Source organism: Legionella bononiensis, assembly GCF_016786215.1.
GTDB lineage: Bacteria > Pseudomonadota > Gammaproteobacteria > Legionellales > Legionellaceae > Legionella > Legionella bononiensis.
Genome location: NZ_JADOBG010000022.1, coordinates 476,690 through 495,056 on the forward strand (window position 1 = coordinate 476,690; position 18,367 = coordinate 495,056).

Genomic DNA, 18,367 nt, shown 5'->3' on the forward strand with positions numbered 1-18,367 from the left:
ACTCCTTTGCCTGTTACCTATACCTTGATCCATCTAATATGGATTAGAAATCTGGCAACCCAAACCAAAACACCCCATGCTACTCGTAGTACTCGTGCACACTACTGGTGAAAAAGTTATTGATGAAGGTGAAGATGTGACAGTAGTAGCTGTAGTGGTACACACCTGTCCACTGGTAGTTGACGACACCTTAATTGTCGCGCCTTGATATATTAAAAATTGAGGCCATGGAGTGACTGTGTTTATATTGGGAGCTGTCCCATTATTTGCGGGTATTGTGACATTAATGTTTGGATATTGTCCTGAGGGATAAGATATTTGTACATTAAATGCCGGCTGTGGTGAAGGAGGGATAGTTCCGTTAATGGTCAACAGAGTGCCATTAATGTAGCCTTGACACCCCGTTGCGGAAACCAAGGCATTATTGGGGACCATGCCCGCTGCTTTTTGATTGCAATTCGTGTCAAACAGGCCATAGTTCTGTTCTGCTGTTGGACCGGGTTTCGCCGGTTCATCGTAAGCTTCAAAAGCCAGAACACCATTATTGTATCCTGAAGTACTGACAAAATTACTGGTGTTCATCTGATATAGAGTTTGGAAATAAGTTGTAGCATTTGCAACGGATGGAACACAGGGTCCCGGAGAGTTACATGCATAACCGGTAGTTGTGCCAGCAGTTGCCCAACCTGTTTCCGCCATTAAAAGAACACGACCCGCAGTATAAAATGACTGTCCTGCGGCACTTGGCAATGCGGGAGGATTCGCTGATCCAACAACCTGAATGTAATCCCAGGCTAATGAATTTGTTGGTTGGGTAGTAGTGCTTAAAGGCGGGGTCCACACTCCTGCATTCGCCGGAGAAACGCCCCATTGAAAAGGATAAGGATCAAAACCTAAAGGCGCGCTTGGCGAATATTGATTAATTAGCGTTTGCATATCAGCAGCAATCGCAGGACTGGGTGTTACCAGATTGCCACTGACCAGGGCTGAACTGACAGGTGTAGTCAACCCTAAGGCTGCAATTGTTAATTGCAAATCCATCACGGCAGTAGTTAAATAACCCACATTTGAAACCATGGGATTATTACAAGGAGATGTAACATTTCCAGCCTCACAATAATTTTCATGACCAGCCAAAACAAGGCTGACCGTACTGTTAAATACTGGTTGAGTAACTCCAGTAATCACGGCTTGCAGTGTCTGTTGAGCGCAGGGAATGTAATTTAAGGCACCAACACCAACCGGGCACCCAGCATAGTTTGAGTCATTTGGTTGTTGGGGAATTACCGCTTCATAAATGACTTGCATCCCCAGAGCATGGGCCTGATTAATAATATCTATCCAACTGTAAGGTTCTGTCTGATAGGAACGTACCGTAGTAAATCCTGCGTTCTGAAGTTGTTGTAATTCAGCATAAACATTTGTAGCCGCGGGATTATTTAGTGTTCCTGTGTAAAACACATCATGAAAATTAAATGGGTAACTGTTGGTATAATGATTGGGATTATAATCGACACCAATTAATTGATTAAAACTCGGCGCCTGTAATATGGCCGTAGTGCTCACCCTGTTTGAACTGATTAAACCGATTAACTCTGCTGTCAGAGTAAAAGTACCATTGCTTGGTGAATTGAATTTACCGGTAATACGGCATTGTGCTCCCCCTGCTAAAGTCCCCGTTGTTCCTGATGGAGAACATGTATTACTGGTTATTAAAAAATTAGGATGCAGCGGATCATTATTTTGTAAAATCAGCGGAGTAAAACTCACCGCTGTTGGTTCATAATTAGCAAAGGTAAATGTCACGGTATAGTCAGTATTAGTAAATCCCCGACTGGGCAAAGGATTTGCCAAAGGGAATCTGATGGTACCCAAAACTCCAGCGGGTGTTGATTTTGCATTTGTAGTCAAAGGAGGTCTAATCGTGACCACATTATTGTCATATCCGCCATAACTGATCTGAACTGTCTTTTGTCCAGTAGTTTTAGCAGTTAAAGAAACACTATAGGTACATCGCTCCCTAGGCTGTAACTTTTTTCCCGTACATTGATCAATGATAGTGTATTCATTAGCGTTAGCAGTACATACTTCGTTAAGAGCAGGACAAAATTTTGCGGTGACCTGAAACGGCTTTTTAAAAGCCAAAGGGAGATTATTTGTGAACGTATATGTTGCAGTAACAGTTCCACCTAGAGTAGATACCTGAGCAGGGAAAGGGGCATCAAGAGAGTAAATTACTGGATTATCGGCAAAAACCTGGTTCATCATTAAAAATAAAGCACATACTATGCTTAATTGTTTCATGTCAACTCCACTCAGATACTTAATTATTTTTTTATTAAGAAGATCAGATCTATTCGACTTGTTCTATTTTATAAATACATTATTTTCTTTTTTATCAAACAGATAAGTTAACTCAAGAAGAAAAGTATTGGCTTTTAAATTACCAAGATTTAATCGTTGAGTTCCCCAATCTATTCTTTGGCCGTATCCAGTACTGAATTTGCCAAAATATTGATAGGCATAGCCAAGAGAAAGAATAATTTGAGGATTAATCAGAACATCAACGCCCAATCCCAGATCATAAGTCAGTTGTGATTTAGTCTGTGCTGCAAAAGCAGGATTGTCTCTTGGAACAATGCCTGGAAGAGGCTTTTCTTCATAGAGTTCTGAATGATTGCGGGATAAACCAAGGCCACCCGTCAGATAAGGTAATACTGGACCTAATTGTATTAGTTCCAACTTGGTATAGAGGGATAAAGTATTAATACTCGCACCCAGGTTATAGTCATAATTGGTAAACTCAGGTAACGAGTATTGCATGACCTGACCCGTAATATCCTTGGCAAAGAAATGCTGATAACGCAAACCGAAAGCATAGCCAGGAATAAATTGACTGGGTCGTTGCCAGAATCTCCCAACAGTTGCTGTTGCAAGATAAGAATCAGACCATTTCGCGGAGAAGGCGTCCATATTGTTGGGCGGATCAAAATCCGATCCGTTATTTATCGAAAAACCGGCAGGAATACTGGGTTGCATTCCCCCGAAGCCAACACCTGCAAACCACGAGCCCTTATAATTAAACGATGTATCCAGCGTGGATACTAAAGGGCTTTTCTGGCTTTGATTGATTTCTTTAACGCTGTTTTTCTGGGGCTTTAAGGACTCTGCACTTATTGGTTTTGTAAGACTTAAAGCTAATATTGAGATTACAAACATCAGTGAATCTCTTAAATCCATTTTTTTCATTCAATAACCTCAAATCCGGACTTATTGAGAAGTTACCGGATATCCGTTTAACTTATTGAATTACAATAAAGTATGCACTGCCAAATAGCAATGAAAAAGCACTCATAAAACATCAATACCATCCAATTAGGTGTGCCTCTCATTGTTTACTTTTAATTCCAGCTTATCAAGTTGCATGTATTTATAAGTCATTACAGAAATAATCCAGCTGGTCATAAAAATTCCAACGATGACGTATCCTAAAATATCAAAATGGCTGTTTATCCCTTTAATTAAACTCCAAATAGCACCATTCGCTTCAATTTTATTAGCGATTAAACCAAGCACTTCTACCGCTCCCAGGCAAAACGCCACTAGAACTGAAACCAAAGTAATTGTTAAATTATAATAAAGTTTCCGTATAGGCTTCGTAAATGCCCAACCGTAAGCGCCGACCATGAGCATACTATCGGTAGTATCTATAAGGGTCATACCGGCAGTGAATAATGCGGGGAAAATCAATACTGACCAAAACGATAAGCCATGTACCATTTCAGACGCGGTAATTCCAAGTAAAATAATTTCAGTTGCAGTGTCAAATCCAAGTCCAAATAAGAAACCTAAAGGATACATTTGCCAGCTGTGACTGATCACTTGAAACAGACGTCGAAATCGATTAGCCAAAAATCCCTTGCTATTCAGTAAGTTATCAATATCTTCTTCCTGATAATGAGTTCCTTGTCTGACTTGCTGGAACACCTTAAAAATAGATATGAAAATAAATAGATTAATGAGAGCAATCAATATTAAAAACAATGCCGAAATAGATATACACACCATGCTGCCAATTTCATGCCATCGGTTTATATTACTTTGCATCAGTGTAGCTGTTGTCAAGGCAACACAAACTGTTGCTATAACAACCACCGTAGAATGGCCAAGAGAAAAGAATAATCCGGCTGATAAAGGCTTTTTGCCTTCCTGCATCAACTTCCGAGTCACGTTATCTATGGCAGCAATGTGATCGGCATCTACAGCGTGACGTAAACCAAAGGTATAAGCCAACACCGCTGTACTAAACAGAAGTGGGTTATTATGCAAGGCATAAAATGCCCATATCCATACAATAACATGATACACAATCAACAAACTGTATATCCCTGTTATTTTATTACGAAGACTGCCACCATAATCACTAAAAATAGTTAGTAGATATTTTCGCATTAAAGATACCTTTTAATTTAATAAATCATTTAAACCGTAGATCAAAGAACCAATTATTTCGCCTGTTGGTACAGTATTAATTGAGTTAATGAATTGAATAATACTGTAATTACTGGGTTATTCTATTGTTAATCGTACGAACAATAGGATAAATTTAAAAACTTCCTCCGATGACACCCAATGACTCTTACTCACTCATGCGGATCAATTCCTATGATATCCATGGTATCAAGGGCTTATTAACACGGCCCTTGATACAATGACTTCGTTCCACTTCTCAAAATTACAATTTACTTTTGTTTAGGATGGGGGGTGCCCAAATATGGAAACTCTTTTAGAGTATCCGTATGCGGTTTAAGACCGTCAGGAGGACATTCACCCTTGGTAAGAAAAGCAAGTCGATTATTAATCACATCATCAGTAAAGACTCGCCCATTAGGATACATTGCCGGTTTTGATGGATTAAAACACAACATATCAGGTAATAAACGATGATCGTCGATAGCAGCGATTGCTTCTTCACGTGTATAGTTACCAGTGTGTCCCATTAAATGAATAAATTGCTCCGTCCAACGATCACGATCGTTCACTGGTTCACTGGCATTAAACTCCAATTTTGTATCATCCGTATTAAAAAAACTGCTGACACTGGGATGCCCGGCACGATCGGCATGAATCAATTTACCGTCCTTACGTACACTACATCGTCCCCAGATACGAATCTCTGGATTAGGATTCAGTTCTTTTGTCGGCATTTCGATTATCATCGAGAACACATTGGCTTCAGTATTTGAATCAATACCGGTCCATGGCGATTTGCTGCCAAGGTGCGGCGCTGTAAAGTTTCTTCCACCTGATGTATCAAAAAGATTCTTAATTCCATCATAGTCAAAAAAGAATGCATCACTGCGACTTCCTGCAAAAAAAGTATACTCCCCTGCGTTCACTATATTGGGTTGAGGGCCAAAAGATACCTCGGCGCCAGAGATGATTTTTTTGCCAACAGCTTCAGGTGAATGAGATTCTTTTCCCTTTGCGACAAAAACATCCACCGTCTGCTTGCCGTTTTGCGGTTGTGAAAACACATAGCTGATTGCAATATCGGTCAGACAATCGCCATCATTATCGATATTAAGCCGATAAATCGCATCAGGATGTAGTGCGTCAGCATTGGGGTTTGCATTGAGGATAATGACCGTCCTCTCTGGATTATTTGGTGACTGGAATGCATATAGATCACATAAGTCGAGTCGTTGATCATCAAGAGGAGGACCTAGACTTAGACCAGTAAAATGATTAGACATGTTATTCTCTCCTTAGAGATCCGTGATACTACCGGATCGAAACGAGTGCGGTTTTAATGCAGCCATTAATGACTCCATATAAAACTGTACCCAAAACCCTTTCACATATCTTAAATTGCGACATACTTTAAAATCATAGCGTGTCTTTGGACTGATTGAGCCTGGGTTCGAAACACCTGAAGTCTTCTTTTAAAAGGCTTATTCACAGAACAGGCATCCTATTCAGGATATGGCCTCAAATCCGATGATATTAAAGTTCGATTTAATTTTAGTCGTTGAGAAGCTAATCCGCAAATATCTATCACGGTATTTCTATATGAATTGGTGGCTCATTCTAGCCATCCTTTAGATTATAAACTCATAAAAAAGGGTAAGTATTTGACTTAATAGTACGTTTTTTATTAAAGACTGAGATTACGAATTTTTTAAACAATCAACTCCTCATGAATTGTTGGCCGTTATTTATAAAATACCCCTCATCGAACAGATGCTCTAATGGCAAAAATATAGGCTCTGGCAATGAATGAAGCGAAAACCATTGCCAGGAAACGACTTTATTCTGCTCCATATTATGTATTGCTTGATTGCGGGGATATTCGGCTTTTAAAAATATAGAAACATAATGCTTGTGTTCTTTTTCGAAGACATCATTTGTAATTGCAAATACTTTAGGAGAAGTAATAATTAATCCCGTTTCTTCTTTGGTTTCACGAATGGCGCACATCTCAAAAGTTTCACCAAGCTCCAAGTGTCCGCCAGGCGGTCCCCATGTGAGATGGCCATGTTCACTTAGTCGCTGACCTAACAATAGCTTATTGTTATTAAAGATCAAAACACCAATACCAACCCTGGGATAATTCATTACGTCTCAACAAAAAAGTACTATTACGACACAAAATGTAAATTATATCACTTTGTATTTCGATTATATTTCAAGGCAATTAATGATTTTGCCAGATCTCGGGTAAACGAATTTAAATTTGAATTCATACTTTGAACTAAAGCGTCTACACTGACTACAGGAACTCTGACATGATAATAACGATCATATTTTTTAATCATTTGCTCCTGGTTTGATATAGAGTAACTGGCACGTAAACTGCTGTTGCCGCAGATATCAATTTTGAACTCAGAGATATCAATTTGCACATTATAGTTAGGTTTGAAATCTATATCCCAGGGCGCATCTTCCATAACTATACCAGGAATCAGCGTATTTAAATTGGCCTTGATAACACCTTTAATGTTTTTATCCAATGATTCAGCCCATTGATGAAATTCTTCCAGTTGCACCCGATTTAAACTGTCATAAATCATCAACTGCGGTTTCTCAGTAAATGGCGGAGTGTGAATGGGTTCCATTCCAATCTTCAAAAAAGTATGCCGATCAACGGGAGCTGACTTGGGTGGAATTGGATTTAACATATAATACTCTGGCTGTTTACTTCGCCCGCAAGCACATAATATGAATCCCAATGCCAAAATAATGATTAACTGATACTGTTTCACCGTTTACCTCGCAGCAATGATTCCGGATTTCGGGATAAATAATCCGTCAAATTTTGAGTTGATGATGCTGCATCAGCAATTTTTTGCATGGTTATATTAAAGTACGCCATGGCTGGAGGCAGATTTCTATCCATTCTAATCGCTAAAACTGACATACTGTCACTCATATGATTAATAGACTTAATCAGATCTTTCACTTCGTCAGAAGTAACCAGCTTTCTGAATGCTTCAAAGGACATTTTAGCGGATTTGATGGAGTCATCGAGCGTAGGTGATTTCTCAACTCGGCTCCGGGTTGGAAATACGGGGTAATCATTAAAAAATATATCTTTTGATGGAGTATGGGAATCCATTTTCACCAATTCAATTTCAGCATTACCTGTTATAAAATTAGGAGTAGATACTTGCGCAACATAACCATTGCTCATTAACAGATGAATAGGGTTTTGCGTAAAGCCCAAATTTTTTTCAACAAAGAACTGAACATAAACGGGTATCCTGACCTTATTCATCGCTCTGTTTTCAGTAATTTCAATCAGTTTTACTTCACCAATTTTTACTCCCCGGTATGTGACAGGTGTTGATGAGTTTAAGCCCTTTAAAGACCCCTTAAAAAACATAACATACATCTGGGATTGGGCATGGATGTACTCCTCGTAAAAAAATACGATCGCCATGATCATCAGGATCAATGCACCAACGACGAAAACACCAATTGATGTATAAAATTTTTCGGAGCGCATCAAATTCCCTATAGATTTAAAAATATAATGGACACACTACTTATAGTTAACCACAACGATCCCCGAGTTAAAATTCGCGAAACCGCTTTTCTCAAAGGTACATGTCTGGTGGCAACCATATAATAGTAATATCCTGCAGTAAAACTGACAATGGAACAATATAACAAAGTTTTAGCAACTGAATAAGCAAAGGCAAACAGGGTTGTTGTCCGTTCCAAATCCAGTAAAAAAATATAATTACTCATATTAAAAAAATTATGGAACGTAAGGTACATGCTCAAAAATATAATGATGATTAAGTAAATATATAATAACAATCCCGTAATATTCACTCCGATAATAATCGGAAGTATGTACTCCAGAATCACATCCTGAGGAGACCGCTGTAATTTGGTAATTTTGATACGGGCATTGATAATATTCAAAGAGACCTGAACACATAAAACAAAACCAATAATGACAGGAAGAATATCCTGGATCAGGAGGGTTTGTGCTATCGAAAGGGCTTTATCCTGTATATTAAAGTTTCTTAAAATCGTATAACTGTTTATGGACAAGGACATGGTCATTAAGGCACAAATGATGATTAAAGGTGTGACCAGCGTTACGCCAGAGTAATATAATATTTTCCACACATTTTGCCAGGAAATGGTCAAATGTCGGGTAATAATATTTTTGATGCTGTGACTTAAATGCCCAATAAAACTCAAAAAAAAGAAAATGGATTTAAAAAATCGTATAAAATGAACACCTGTGCGATTAAAAGCGTACATTGTTATTGTCCCTTTTATTCCTCGTTATCCTGTGATTCGTATTCACAAAATCTGCTCTTGCACAAAAAAACTCATGTAAAGTCGGGGGGATCATTTACCCGTTAACTGAATTACCCTCTTAACGAAAGTTGGGCCTGGATCTGTTTTATCGGTTTGGTATGTTGGATCTTTTTCAAGCCATAAAGGAGTATTTTTATAATTAAGATAATCGTTATGACCAATTACGTATTGGATTGTCGGATATTTCTTCTTTAAATAACATACTAGAAAAGCATTGGCTTTAACCTGTTCTTCAGTTAAATCATCTTTACCGTCTACGCCACCAATATTTTCTATACCTATCGCATAATGATTAAGACCAATAACATGTCTGGCCATCCAGGTTTCGGGCATCAGCTGATAAATACTTCCATCTTTATCAATTAAAAAGTGGCTTGATACATTCAAATCTCCCGGTAATTCACTTCGTCTTGGAGAACTGGCGGGTAACTTCGATGGATCAAATATCCGAAAGGTAACATCTAAAGAAGGAACGCAGGTCCAATGCATCACGATCATTCTGGGTTCAATTTCAATAGATTTCGAATCAATTCCATAATGAGTTAATTGATAATCACGTGTTAAGGCAATACGCTCCTTGCCAAATTGAATTGGTTTTTGATGAATTACCTGGGGATCATAGCAAGAGAATGCAAACCCCAAGGTGCTGAAAAAAAATGAGAGCGATAGAATAATTTTCATAATTATAATGAGTGTATCATAAGTGATAATGATGAAATCATTATAATCCTTAAATTTATGAATAAGTTAACTATTTATTTAACAATTCTACTCTAATTTTACAAAATCAGTTTTTTAGACTAAATAATAACCATGTACCTTCACTTAGAGCAATTATGAAAAAATGGACCGGGTTGCTTATATCCTTAGTAGTGCTAATTTTACTCGCTTATTACATTATGGGATTTTTGGTAGAACGCACTCTCAATAAAAATATCAATGCCTTTCATAATACGTCTATGGCAAGTGTTCATCTGGATAAATACCATCGGGGCTGGTTCTCATCTCGAGCCAACCTGGTTTTCGAAATGCATATACCCGCGCAACAGGTAACCAACGAGAATGGAAGTACAAAAAACAATCCTCCCGTCGATTTAAATATTAACTTCCCTCTCAAGATTAACCATGGACCATTTATCGTTACCGATTCAGGGATGCGCTTTGGATTGGGATATGTGACAACCAAACCGCAAACACACTATGGTGCATTAATAAGTTATTATAATAATACTATTTTCAAATACTCGCTCCCCTCAATTATTACAAAAGGCAAAACCGGCTCTCAGGATTATCAATTTGAATGGCTGGGTTTAAACGCAGTACTTAAAATTTCACCGAATGTAGATAAAATCAAAGGCAGTTGGACAGCTTATGGTTTCAATGGAGATGCTAGTAATGTCTCGTTTAAACTGGGAAAAGTGTTTAATAAATTTAAATTTTACTATACTGAAGGCTTGTGGATAGGTCAGACTCACTTATCCATTCCATTTTTTACTCTCAATGCGAATAATGCCAAAGTAGTAGAAATGGAAGCATTTGACGTAGATTTAGGTTCAGATATCAGCAATAAATTACTGAACTACAACGCCAACATATCCTTGAAGAAGTTATTTGTTAATAATAATAACTACGGTCCAGGCTCATTTAAGTTGAGTATTAAAAATCTGGACCCTTCTGCCATGGCTGATATCAATAAACTGCAGTGGACCATGTTGGAAAACAATCAACATCCAGAATTAAACATGCTGGCTTTACTGGCTGATTTACCTAAACTTTTGTCTAAAGGATCAGAACTTGAATTATCCGAGATGAATTTAACTGTACCTGATGGACAAATCACTGGTGCTTTAAACATTGTTTTGCCTCAAAGCGACATAAGTGATGCGGCACAAATAATGAAAAAAGCACATGGCGAAGGGCAATTTAAAGCGCCCGCTGCTACTGTAAAAGCACTCATAGTCGCCTCTTTGCAAAGTAATTCAACGAATAATCAAACTCAATCAACAACAGCTCGAGATCCCGTGCCTCTATCCTCAACCACTACAACCCCTGTAAATGATACAGACAATTCAGAAGCGCAAGCAGACACCATCATCAAGAACTATATAAATAAAGGGCTTTTGAGGGTTGAAGGAGATTATTATATTGTTGACATTAAAATTGATAATCAACAACTGTTTATTAACGGAAAACTCTTTACTCCAGAAATGCTCAACTGATGTCCAGGAGCATTTCTTATGGCCGCCCGTTCATGTTCTATGATGTGCAGAGGTGCTCTTGAAGATAAGCCCTGAATGAGCCCCTCTTTTCCTATGTCCTCCTCGTGAAAGCGAGGAGGACAAACTTATTTCAGCGACAACTTCATGAAGTGATCATAAATCGCTCGACTGGCCAAGGCAATGGCTCGACTCCTTGAATAATCACTGGCTGCTTGCGATTTAACATAGACCGCAATAGCGATATGCCCTTTATTATTAGGTAAAGTAATAATCCCTACGTCACTGGCAAATCGGTACAATTTTTTAGAACCAGGATACTTTAAATAATTTTGTTCATCTATTGCCCAGGTTCCTGTTTTATGTGCTACTTTGACATTGCTTGGCAGTAAACCTCTGATCCTGCTTCGGCCTGTTCTGCATTGTTCCATAATCTTGATGAGTACTTGCGTGCTGGCTTCCGAAAGAGCCTCTTTTTTATACAATTTTACTAGTAATTTTGCCATTTCAGCAGGTGTTGTTGTATCGCGTTTGTCATTTTCAAAGCGCTGCCAAGCCAACATTTTATTCTTTAGAGGAATACTGTTAAATATTTTTTTCCAGGAATAAACAGAACGGGGTTGATTCATTAATGAATGATCTACATGATTCGTATCCATGAACATTTCGAGAATAGAACGATTTATTAATATATTCTTGAATCCAAGTTCATACATTCGTTTCGTTACATATTCCGGTCCGTTCACTGTATGCAATATTGTGTCGCTGGCGCTGTTGTCACTATTAGTGAGCATGTACTTGAGTATTTGCTGCATCGACATACTGATTTTTTTTCGTTCACAAGCTTGATGCAAGGTACCTGAACCAGGAACTGAATTGCTCAGTCCAAGCTTAATAATTCGATTCAAGGAGTCTTTTTTTTGGTCAACTCGATGCAGAAAAGCCATGGCAATTGGTAATTTGATAGTACTTGCCATAAAAAATCGCTGCGTACTGTTGTGGGTCACAACCTTATTTTTCTCTATATAGATAGCGGTAATACCCATTATAGAATTTGATTTTTTCTCGATAGCAGAAATTTTTTTAGTTAATTCAGCATCGCTATTGGCCGCAAAAGAGGTCAATGAATAGACGAAACTGTACAAGATACACAGAAAGAAATTCTTTATCATGATTCGTGTACTCTTTGGCATAAATAATTTTATATCCATAAAATAGTTTCATATCCCTTGTTCATTATTCATTTATAACCATCGTTCTTTAGCTACCATTATTTAATAATTGCGCTGATTTTAGTAGCTATTTTCTGGATATATTTTTAGATCCGCTCATTCAGGCAGGACTATAACTCAGAAGAGGTCGCCTCAGTGTTTGATTCGCTAGCAAATGATACAAGCAGATTGCCGCTCAGGGGTTTTCCCCCGCAAACGAATAAATTCCTGCTCCAGGTAGTTCTTGTTGAGCAACTGTAACTTTAAATCGAGGACAAAATCAGGTTTCATCCAATACTCTTCTTTTAACAAATCAATTATTTCGGTCAAGAAACCGGGTGAATCATTGCTGCCATCAATCCGCAAATTAAACATGTTCCTGTTTTCATCAAAAGTACACAATTCGCGACCAGCCCCATGACGTAGCTTGAGTGTCACAAGACCGCTCATGGTATCGCGAACTTTTTTTTGAATTTCCTTTTCCTTACCGAGATAGTGAATGCTCAGTTGGGTCACGTCACCGCGGGCATTGAACACAAATTGAATAGACTGCAAACAAACCAAGCTTCTTTGTGGAGAAGCCGGCATTAAAACATAGGCAAAACCCGGCTCAGTAATCTCATCAGTAAAACTGCTGTACATTTTAGTATAGGTAATTAATTCCGGTTCCATGGATTTAAACATTTTTAACATCGAGTACTCCTTACTCTCAAATTAAACGGACTATTTAACGAACAGAACTACAATCTCGCTCGTGTTTCATGATGAACACGTGGCAAAGTTTCATACTCTCAAACAAATACAAAAATTGCTACTTTGAACTAACACCCCAAATACTACTGCTTACAAGTCAGGGAGTTTATAATCCAATTTACCCTTAATCCGCTCGGGCAGAAGCAGAATCCTTAACTTAAAGTGGTGCTCCTAATAAACTCACTTAATCAATTAATACTCAGCGATGTTTCTCTATTCTGCAGAAAGAAATACACTTCAGAAATTATAAATAATCAAAAATAAAAAATACTTTGTATTTTTTTTCTTGTCATGATGCTGCAAAAATGACACTATCCCCTCGTCGTTTTTTGTTAGGGTGTTAATGATTATTGCTTGAAAAAATAGAGTTTTTTTCGGCAGCCTGGTTTAATTTTATTACACAAATGATCGAGGATAGTACTCTAGCTTTAACTCGATCGTGACAACAGGATGTTATAAATGAATAAAACATGGACTCAATCTTTTGCTGTACTCAATCATGTTACTATTCACAAGCATACTCTAATCAAACAATCAACTACTCCACAATTGGCCTTTATCCAATCCCACTTTACACACAACTCAACTCTAAAAAACTAATGGAGGTATTTATGAAAAAACTCGTTCTCTCTTTAGGTCTCGGTCTCACTCTTGCGGTGAATGCGTTTGCAGACAATGTACTTGACCAGCTCAACTCACAAGTTGTAAAAATTCTTAGCCCCTTCCAGAATGAATCAACCACTGTACAGCTTAAATTCAACGAAGTAGAAACCACTCCGGAGCATGCATTCAAAGTTGCCCTGAATTCATTTTATCGAAAAACAGGCTCCCAAAATACTTTCGAACTAAAACTCGATAATCTCGCATATGATTACGGTGTAGGTGCCACTCCAACTACTGTCATCAAAGGATCACTTGGAGTTGATTTCACAAAACTGCTACCCCAAGACGAAATTAACTATCTGATTCCCATGGCAGTTCAAATGATAGAAACCCTCGCTAAAGAATACACCGAAGAAGAATATGGTGATGCAGCATCTATCAAAGCCGTAATTACCTCAACGAGCAAAGATAGTGAAGACAATTACACCGGTCTCACCGCTTTAATTTCAGTTAAAATCGATCTCACCAAACTGCCCGAGGAAACCTTGAAAGAAGACATTATGCTCACTGACATGGTACTTTCATTGAACATCAATTTGAAGACTGGTCTAATGATTGATGCATTCATGATAAGCAATCCAGAATACAAAGGATTTAACAGTGATGAACAAGGTCTTAAAGAACTATTGGATAGACTGCTCGCACGTGATGAACAAGTAATGGCAGAAATTGAAAACCTGGCTCAACGATTAGATGATATCGCCTCAATGATCGTTGAAAAAACCAATGATTTTAAATTTCCCGGCCTTTATAGCACTCGCTCTAAACCTGCTCTATCGTAACTTCACGCTATAGAGCAAATCAAAAGCCCGGATGAAGCGCAGCGAAATCCGGGCGGCTTAATATACAGAAATTCCTTAGCTCTACGGCTATGGGGCATTTAGACCATGAGACAAAAATAATTTTTAAACCCGTTTGCATAGAATAGTGAATTAATACTTGATAATGTATCGTTCAGATTAAATTTCACTGATACATCTCGTGACCACTTCTTAAGAGCAGCATGATGCTTTGGATCCTGATTTCCCTTTTTTTCTGTTGGTTGATTTACCGTGAGCTCAACGGCCACATGCCCATTTTCAAACCCTATCTTGCTGTTTTATTGTTGTTAGCCCTGTCAAGCGCATGGCCGCCTTTTCATCACTGGCGAATGGAACGGTTATTTTCTGCCACAGCCAGTAAATTAGCCGACAATCATCCAGCAAAGGTACATTGTAATACCTTGTTTGACACGCTTTTCGATGAGGAAATCAGGGTTGGCGGCCATACGGATCCGAAAACCGGATATATAGTCATTCAATACCCGAGGTGTTCCATCCTGATGGACTATCTTGCCCATCCCGATCACGCGAGTCAAGAAGAAATCATCAGCCTGAACATACTAACTCACGAAAGCATGCACGCCCGAGGTGAGTACAATGAAGCAAAAACAGAATGTCAGGCAGTACAAAGAAATTATCGCACAGCAAAACTGCTAGGCGTACCCGAACTCATCGCAAAACAAAATGCCCTTGATTATTATAATAACCATTATTTAAAACGAAATGATGGCTATTTTTCTAAAGAGTGTGCTCCAGGTAAAGATATGGACGAGCATTTGAATGATTCGATCTGGAATTAACAGAATAAAAAAATCACGTAAATCAGGCTCATCAAATCCAATAGTACTCCTAATTACCTGAAGTTAATCAAGGCGACCAGAAATGTGAAAGCAAGTCCTGATTCTCTCTTATTTAGTGTTATCCTATTGAGGAAGATCGCATTTTATACCACATTTCTCCAATTTAACGTCTTCCAAAACATCACTATTGATTTTGACCATCATCAGATTTCGACGAGAATTATCCAATAGAATAACCCGCGCAGATGTAACCTTATTTCCAGAATACTTAAGGGTGATGCCGGCTATACCTGAATTAGCCAATTTGCGGTATTCCAGAGTATCACTATAATTTAAATAACGTCCAAAATAATAATCTATAAAATTAGGGTTATCCAGAGCGATATATCCTTTCCGTTTACCATCATAACTTTGAAGCTGTTTAAACGAACTCACAAGCTCTAATTTATTAGAATTTGGATCAATTTTTAAAAAAATAAGCGCGTCACCATTAATTAAGCTTTCGGAAGTCACTGTGTCATGTCTACCATCATAGTCAAAAGCAATAACTGTAGAATTTAAAACAGGGCCCTGATGATAAGTAGGAGATTTATGAAGAAATAGATAGAGTGCGGTTCCTAATATAATAATCAATCCTATCCCTATCAATCTCATGGCTATCCTTAATAATGATGTACGTTTTTAACGAATCGAATTTGCAATATAATAATATACTATATAGATAATTAAAATTTGTCACAAATCGAGTCTGACACAGTCATCGATCCTGATATCTAGTTCAAATCAAACTCTTATTTAGTACAAAGCGAACTTTTGTGGAAGTTGAGATTTAACCCGCTTTACCAAGTCCGGTGGAAGAATAAGTTATCAGAGAGGAAAACCGTTAATGAACTTAGAGCTACACCTAAAACCTCAAAGTATCACTCACACTGCCAGATAATAGCTATACAATATCGATTACGGCTAATAAGAACGATTAACTTAAGGAGGATATGTGGGTATAAAAGGATGGAATCGCGATGAACTCACTAAATTATTGGACGAACTCAATAAACCAGTTCAATTATCAGCTACTGTATCAATGACTATTAAAGACTGTGATCCAACAACAGGTAAGTACAAACATGACTTGCCCAAAGGGTATCCAAGAGAAATAACTGCAATAAGTTAAACCATTTAACACTTCTTTTTATATTAATACGTTAATGGGTGGCTCATTTCCGGTTGCGAATAAGACTGCTTAAGCACCGCTAGCAATTGATCTCTTTTAGCAAAGGGATTGTCATCCTCTCTTATCTGATTATTTAAATAAGAAGTAGCTTCTCTGAGTACATCAAGAGTAGGCTCATCAAGATGCTCCAAAAGAACAGTGGGGGTGATTTGCTCATTCGTTTGAATTCGAGGCACGATATTTTGAAACGCCTTCGATAATGCGCTCAAAAATACCTCGCTATTCGCTATCATTTTTTTAAGGTGACATTGTGTGATTATTAATTGGCATTGATCTTGGTGATTTAGATTAAACAAAGGATCTCGATCATCTGGTTCGATAATCGGGTTTTGCCAGGATGCTCGGCCATCGTGCATATCAATGTTCAAATTGTATTTAAGATCTTCTTCGCAAAACTGCTGAAGGAGTTCTAATATCACCATCATTTCATGAGGATCATAACACGTAATTAAAATTGGAGCTTCTTCACTCTTGTTTTCCAGAATATTCCATAAAATATGACACATATCTAAAATTAACCTTTTGGGGGTTTCATCATGATCACTTAAAAACTCTGGATGACGCCAAATAATGCAATGAGCGTGGGAAATCGCGAATACAGGAGGAGCGCTGGCAATATCTGAATGGATATAAATCTGGTTAACCGATGGAGCTTTCTTTTGTAAAACACGAATATTAAATTTTAAATCTCGCGAATCAATATCACAACCAACATAATTAATCTTAACTCCCCTGGAGCGGGCGAGTAGTTCAAGGGTTGATAACTCCAGTGCTGCGCCACATGCAATACTCACTACATTAATTTCATCCTGATTGAAATTCGCGATGAGATTTCTTATCGGGGATAACAAGGTATAAGAAATACGAAAATGTTTAAGAGAAAACAGGCTGTTATTGGGAAATGAGTTAAAAATAGCTTTCATTGCAACCAGAACTGAACGTAGTGTTCCAATATTATACATCTTAATAATTTTAGGTGCAATTATGACCTTTACGTAAAACTACCTGACAATCATAAAAATAGATTAAAAAGCTTAATGATCGCAGGTGAAGCAGCTTGCACAGATAGCAAAGTGAATTTAACTGGTTTAGTCAAGGTAGCCTGTATTAGACGAAGTTGTAATACAGGGTGGTTTCCCCAATGCGATGCACTCCAGTTATCATCAATCATTCTACGTTTAATTAATCGATAGATACTCAAATATTTATACACAAGATACAAGAACAGTGGGTTATTGAAGAGATTGATCCTGTATTACGACTTCGTCTAATACAGGCTACTCCCGTTATGCTTAAACTTTATGAGGATCTCTCAGGAGTAAGTCGTGGGACATTAGAAATAAATCGATGAATTGTCAACACACTCTAATTTCTTAAATTAGTCAGATTACACTCGGCGCAAAGACCTTTAATTTCTACAGTGCAATTAATAATTGAAAACTGAATGGCGTTAGCCGATTCTGTTACAGAGGTAAAATCGATAATGCATTCCAACTCCTTAACAAAGTCACATTGATTGCAGATGAGAAATTGAGCCTGTCCCACGTGATGTCCATGCAAACAGGCGACATAAGACTTAAGGCTGTCAATGCAGTGAATAAATCCCTCTTGATGCCAAAACTGGATGGCTCGATAAACTGTCGGAGGCTTGGGGTTCTCAATTTCCAAAGATAATCGCTGTAAAATATCGTAAGCTCCGAGAGGTTTTCGTTCATCCACTAATATTTTGAGGACACGCTCTCTTGGCTCAGTAAATCGGTAGCCATGACTCATGCAATGCTTATATGCTCTGTCCAACAAATTATGTTTCATCAACCATCTATACGTTTAA

At 38.0% G+C, this 18,367-nt stretch carries 19 protein-coding genes; 5 read left to right on the forward strand and 14 right to left on the reverse strand.

Features of this window, described 5'->3' with window-relative positions:
• Nucleotides 1-33: 33 nt before the first annotated feature.
• The 9 genes from IZU94_RS15560 to IZU94_RS15600 form a co-directional block, all read right to left on the reverse strand.
• A complete protein-coding gene (locus IZU94_RS15560; protein ID WP_203112709.1) occupies nucleotides 34-2,304 on the reverse strand; it encodes a hypothetical protein in 2,271 nt (756 codons plus the stop codon).
• A gap of 63 nt (nucleotides 2,305-2,367) precedes the next feature.
• Nucleotides 2,368-3,249 (reverse strand): outer membrane protein, encoded by an 882-nt coding sequence (locus tag IZU94_RS15565; RefSeq protein WP_203112712.1) that lies wholly within the window; start codon nucleotides 3,247-3,249, stop codon nucleotides 2,368-2,370.
• A gap of 126 nt (nucleotides 3,250-3,375) precedes the next feature.
• Entirely contained in the window at nucleotides 3,376-4,452 is a 1,077-nt protein-coding gene (locus tag IZU94_RS15570) for a HoxN/HupN/NixA family nickel/cobalt transporter (RefSeq protein ID WP_203112715.1), read from the reverse strand.
• Between the two features lie 290 nt (nucleotides 4,453-4,742).
• A complete protein-coding gene (locus IZU94_RS15575; RefSeq protein WP_203112719.1) occupies nucleotides 4,743-5,756 on the reverse strand; it encodes a DUF4331 family protein in 1,014 nt (337 codons plus the stop codon).
• 433 nt (nucleotides 5,757-6,189) lie between these two features.
• Nucleotides 6,190-6,618: a nucleotide triphosphate diphosphatase NUDT15 gene (locus tag IZU94_RS15580; RefSeq protein WP_203112723.1), complete on the reverse strand. Its 429-nt coding sequence runs from the start codon at nucleotides 6,616-6,618 to the stop codon at nucleotides 6,190-6,192.
• Between the two features lie 47 nt (nucleotides 6,619-6,665).
• Entirely contained in the window at nucleotides 6,666-7,181 is a 516-nt protein-coding gene (locus IZU94_RS15585) for a PqiC family protein (RefSeq protein WP_203112726.1), read from the reverse strand.
• An 80-nt stretch (nucleotides 7,182-7,261) separates the two neighbouring features.
• Nucleotides 7,262-8,008: an MlaD family protein gene (locus IZU94_RS15590; protein ID WP_238400507.1), complete on the reverse strand. Its 747-nt coding sequence runs from the start codon at nucleotides 8,006-8,008 to the stop codon at nucleotides 7,262-7,264.
• Between the two features lie 8 nt (nucleotides 8,009-8,016).
• Nucleotides 8,017-8,781 carry an ABC transporter permease gene (locus tag IZU94_RS15595; RefSeq protein WP_203112737.1) on the reverse strand — a complete coding sequence of 255 codons (765 nt, stop codon included), beginning with the start codon at nucleotides 8,779-8,781 and terminating at the stop codon, nucleotides 8,017-8,019.
• Between the two features lie 90 nt (nucleotides 8,782-8,871).
• Entirely contained in the window at nucleotides 8,872-9,522 is a 651-nt protein-coding gene (locus IZU94_RS15600; protein WP_203112739.1) for an N-acetylmuramoyl-L-alanine amidase, read from the reverse strand.
• A gap of 155 nt (nucleotides 9,523-9,677) precedes the next feature.
• Here IZU94_RS15600 and IZU94_RS15605 point away from each other — a divergent pair, with 155 nt between their 5' ends.
• The gene (locus IZU94_RS15605) at nucleotides 9,678-11,060 is read left to right on the forward strand and encodes a YdgA family protein (RefSeq protein ID WP_203112741.1); all 1,383 of its coding nucleotides are present in this window, start codon (nucleotides 9,678-9,680) and stop codon (nucleotides 11,058-11,060) included.
• 125 nt (nucleotides 11,061-11,185) lie between these two features.
• On the opposite strand, the gene bla is transcribed toward IZU94_RS15605, so the two are convergent.
• Nucleotides 11,186-12,250 carry a class A beta-lactamase gene (gene bla / locus IZU94_RS15610; RefSeq protein WP_203112744.1) on the reverse strand — a complete coding sequence of 355 codons (1,065 nt, stop codon included), beginning with the start codon at nucleotides 12,248-12,250 and terminating at the stop codon, nucleotides 11,186-11,188.
• Nucleotides 12,251-12,436: 186 nt separating this feature from the next.
• A complete protein-coding gene (locus IZU94_RS15615) occupies nucleotides 12,437-12,961 on the reverse strand; it encodes a hypothetical protein (protein ID WP_203112748.1) in 525 nt (174 codons plus the stop codon).
• Nucleotides 12,962-13,480: 519 nt separating this feature from the next.
• On the opposite strand from IZU94_RS15615, the gene IZU94_RS15620 reads away from it, so the two are divergent.
• The 3 genes from IZU94_RS15620 to IZU94_RS15630 all read left to right on the forward strand — a co-directional run bounded on the left by IZU94_RS15620 (nucleotide 13,481) and on the right by IZU94_RS15630 (nucleotide 15,305).
• On the forward strand, nucleotides 13,481-13,621 hold the full coding sequence (locus IZU94_RS15620; RefSeq protein WP_203112750.1) for a hypothetical protein: 141 nt from the start codon (nucleotides 13,481-13,483) through the stop codon (nucleotides 13,619-13,621).
• Between the two features lie 11 nt (nucleotides 13,622-13,632).
• A complete protein-coding gene (locus IZU94_RS15625) occupies nucleotides 13,633-14,466 on the forward strand; it encodes a hypothetical protein (RefSeq protein WP_203112751.1) in 834 nt (277 codons plus the stop codon).
• Nucleotides 14,467-14,753: 287 nt separating this feature from the next.
• Nucleotides 14,754-15,305 (forward strand): hypothetical protein, encoded by a 552-nt coding sequence (locus tag IZU94_RS15630; RefSeq protein WP_238400717.1) that lies wholly within the window; start codon nucleotides 14,754-14,756, stop codon nucleotides 15,303-15,305.
• Between the two features lie 123 nt (nucleotides 15,306-15,428).
• Here the strand turns inward: IZU94_RS15630 and IZU94_RS15635 are convergent, their stop codons facing one another.
• Nucleotides 15,429-15,959 (reverse strand): hypothetical protein, encoded by a 531-nt coding sequence (locus tag IZU94_RS15635; RefSeq protein ID WP_203112753.1) that lies wholly within the window; start codon nucleotides 15,957-15,959, stop codon nucleotides 15,429-15,431.
• Nucleotides 15,960-16,299: 340 nt separating this feature from the next.
• On the opposite strand from IZU94_RS15635, the gene IZU94_RS15640 reads away from it, so the two are divergent.
• On the forward strand, nucleotides 16,300-16,476 hold the full coding sequence (locus tag IZU94_RS15640; RefSeq protein ID WP_203112755.1) for a hypothetical protein: 177 nt from the start codon (nucleotides 16,300-16,302) through the stop codon (nucleotides 16,474-16,476).
• Nucleotides 16,477-16,499: 23 nt separating this feature from the next.
• Here IZU94_RS15640 and IZU94_RS15645 read toward each other — a convergent pair whose 3' ends face one another.
• Together IZU94_RS15645 and IZU94_RS15650 are read right to left on the reverse strand one after the other, a co-directional pair.
• Nucleotides 16,500-17,498 (reverse strand): hypothetical protein, encoded by a 999-nt coding sequence (locus IZU94_RS15645; RefSeq protein WP_203112757.1) that lies wholly within the window; start codon nucleotides 17,496-17,498, stop codon nucleotides 16,500-16,502.
• A 403-nt stretch (nucleotides 17,499-17,901) separates the two neighbouring features.
• A complete protein-coding gene (locus IZU94_RS15650; RefSeq protein WP_058472895.1) occupies nucleotides 17,902-18,348 on the reverse strand; it encodes a Fur family transcriptional regulator in 447 nt (148 codons plus the stop codon).
• Between the last annotated feature and the right edge of the window lie 19 nt (nucleotides 18,349-18,367).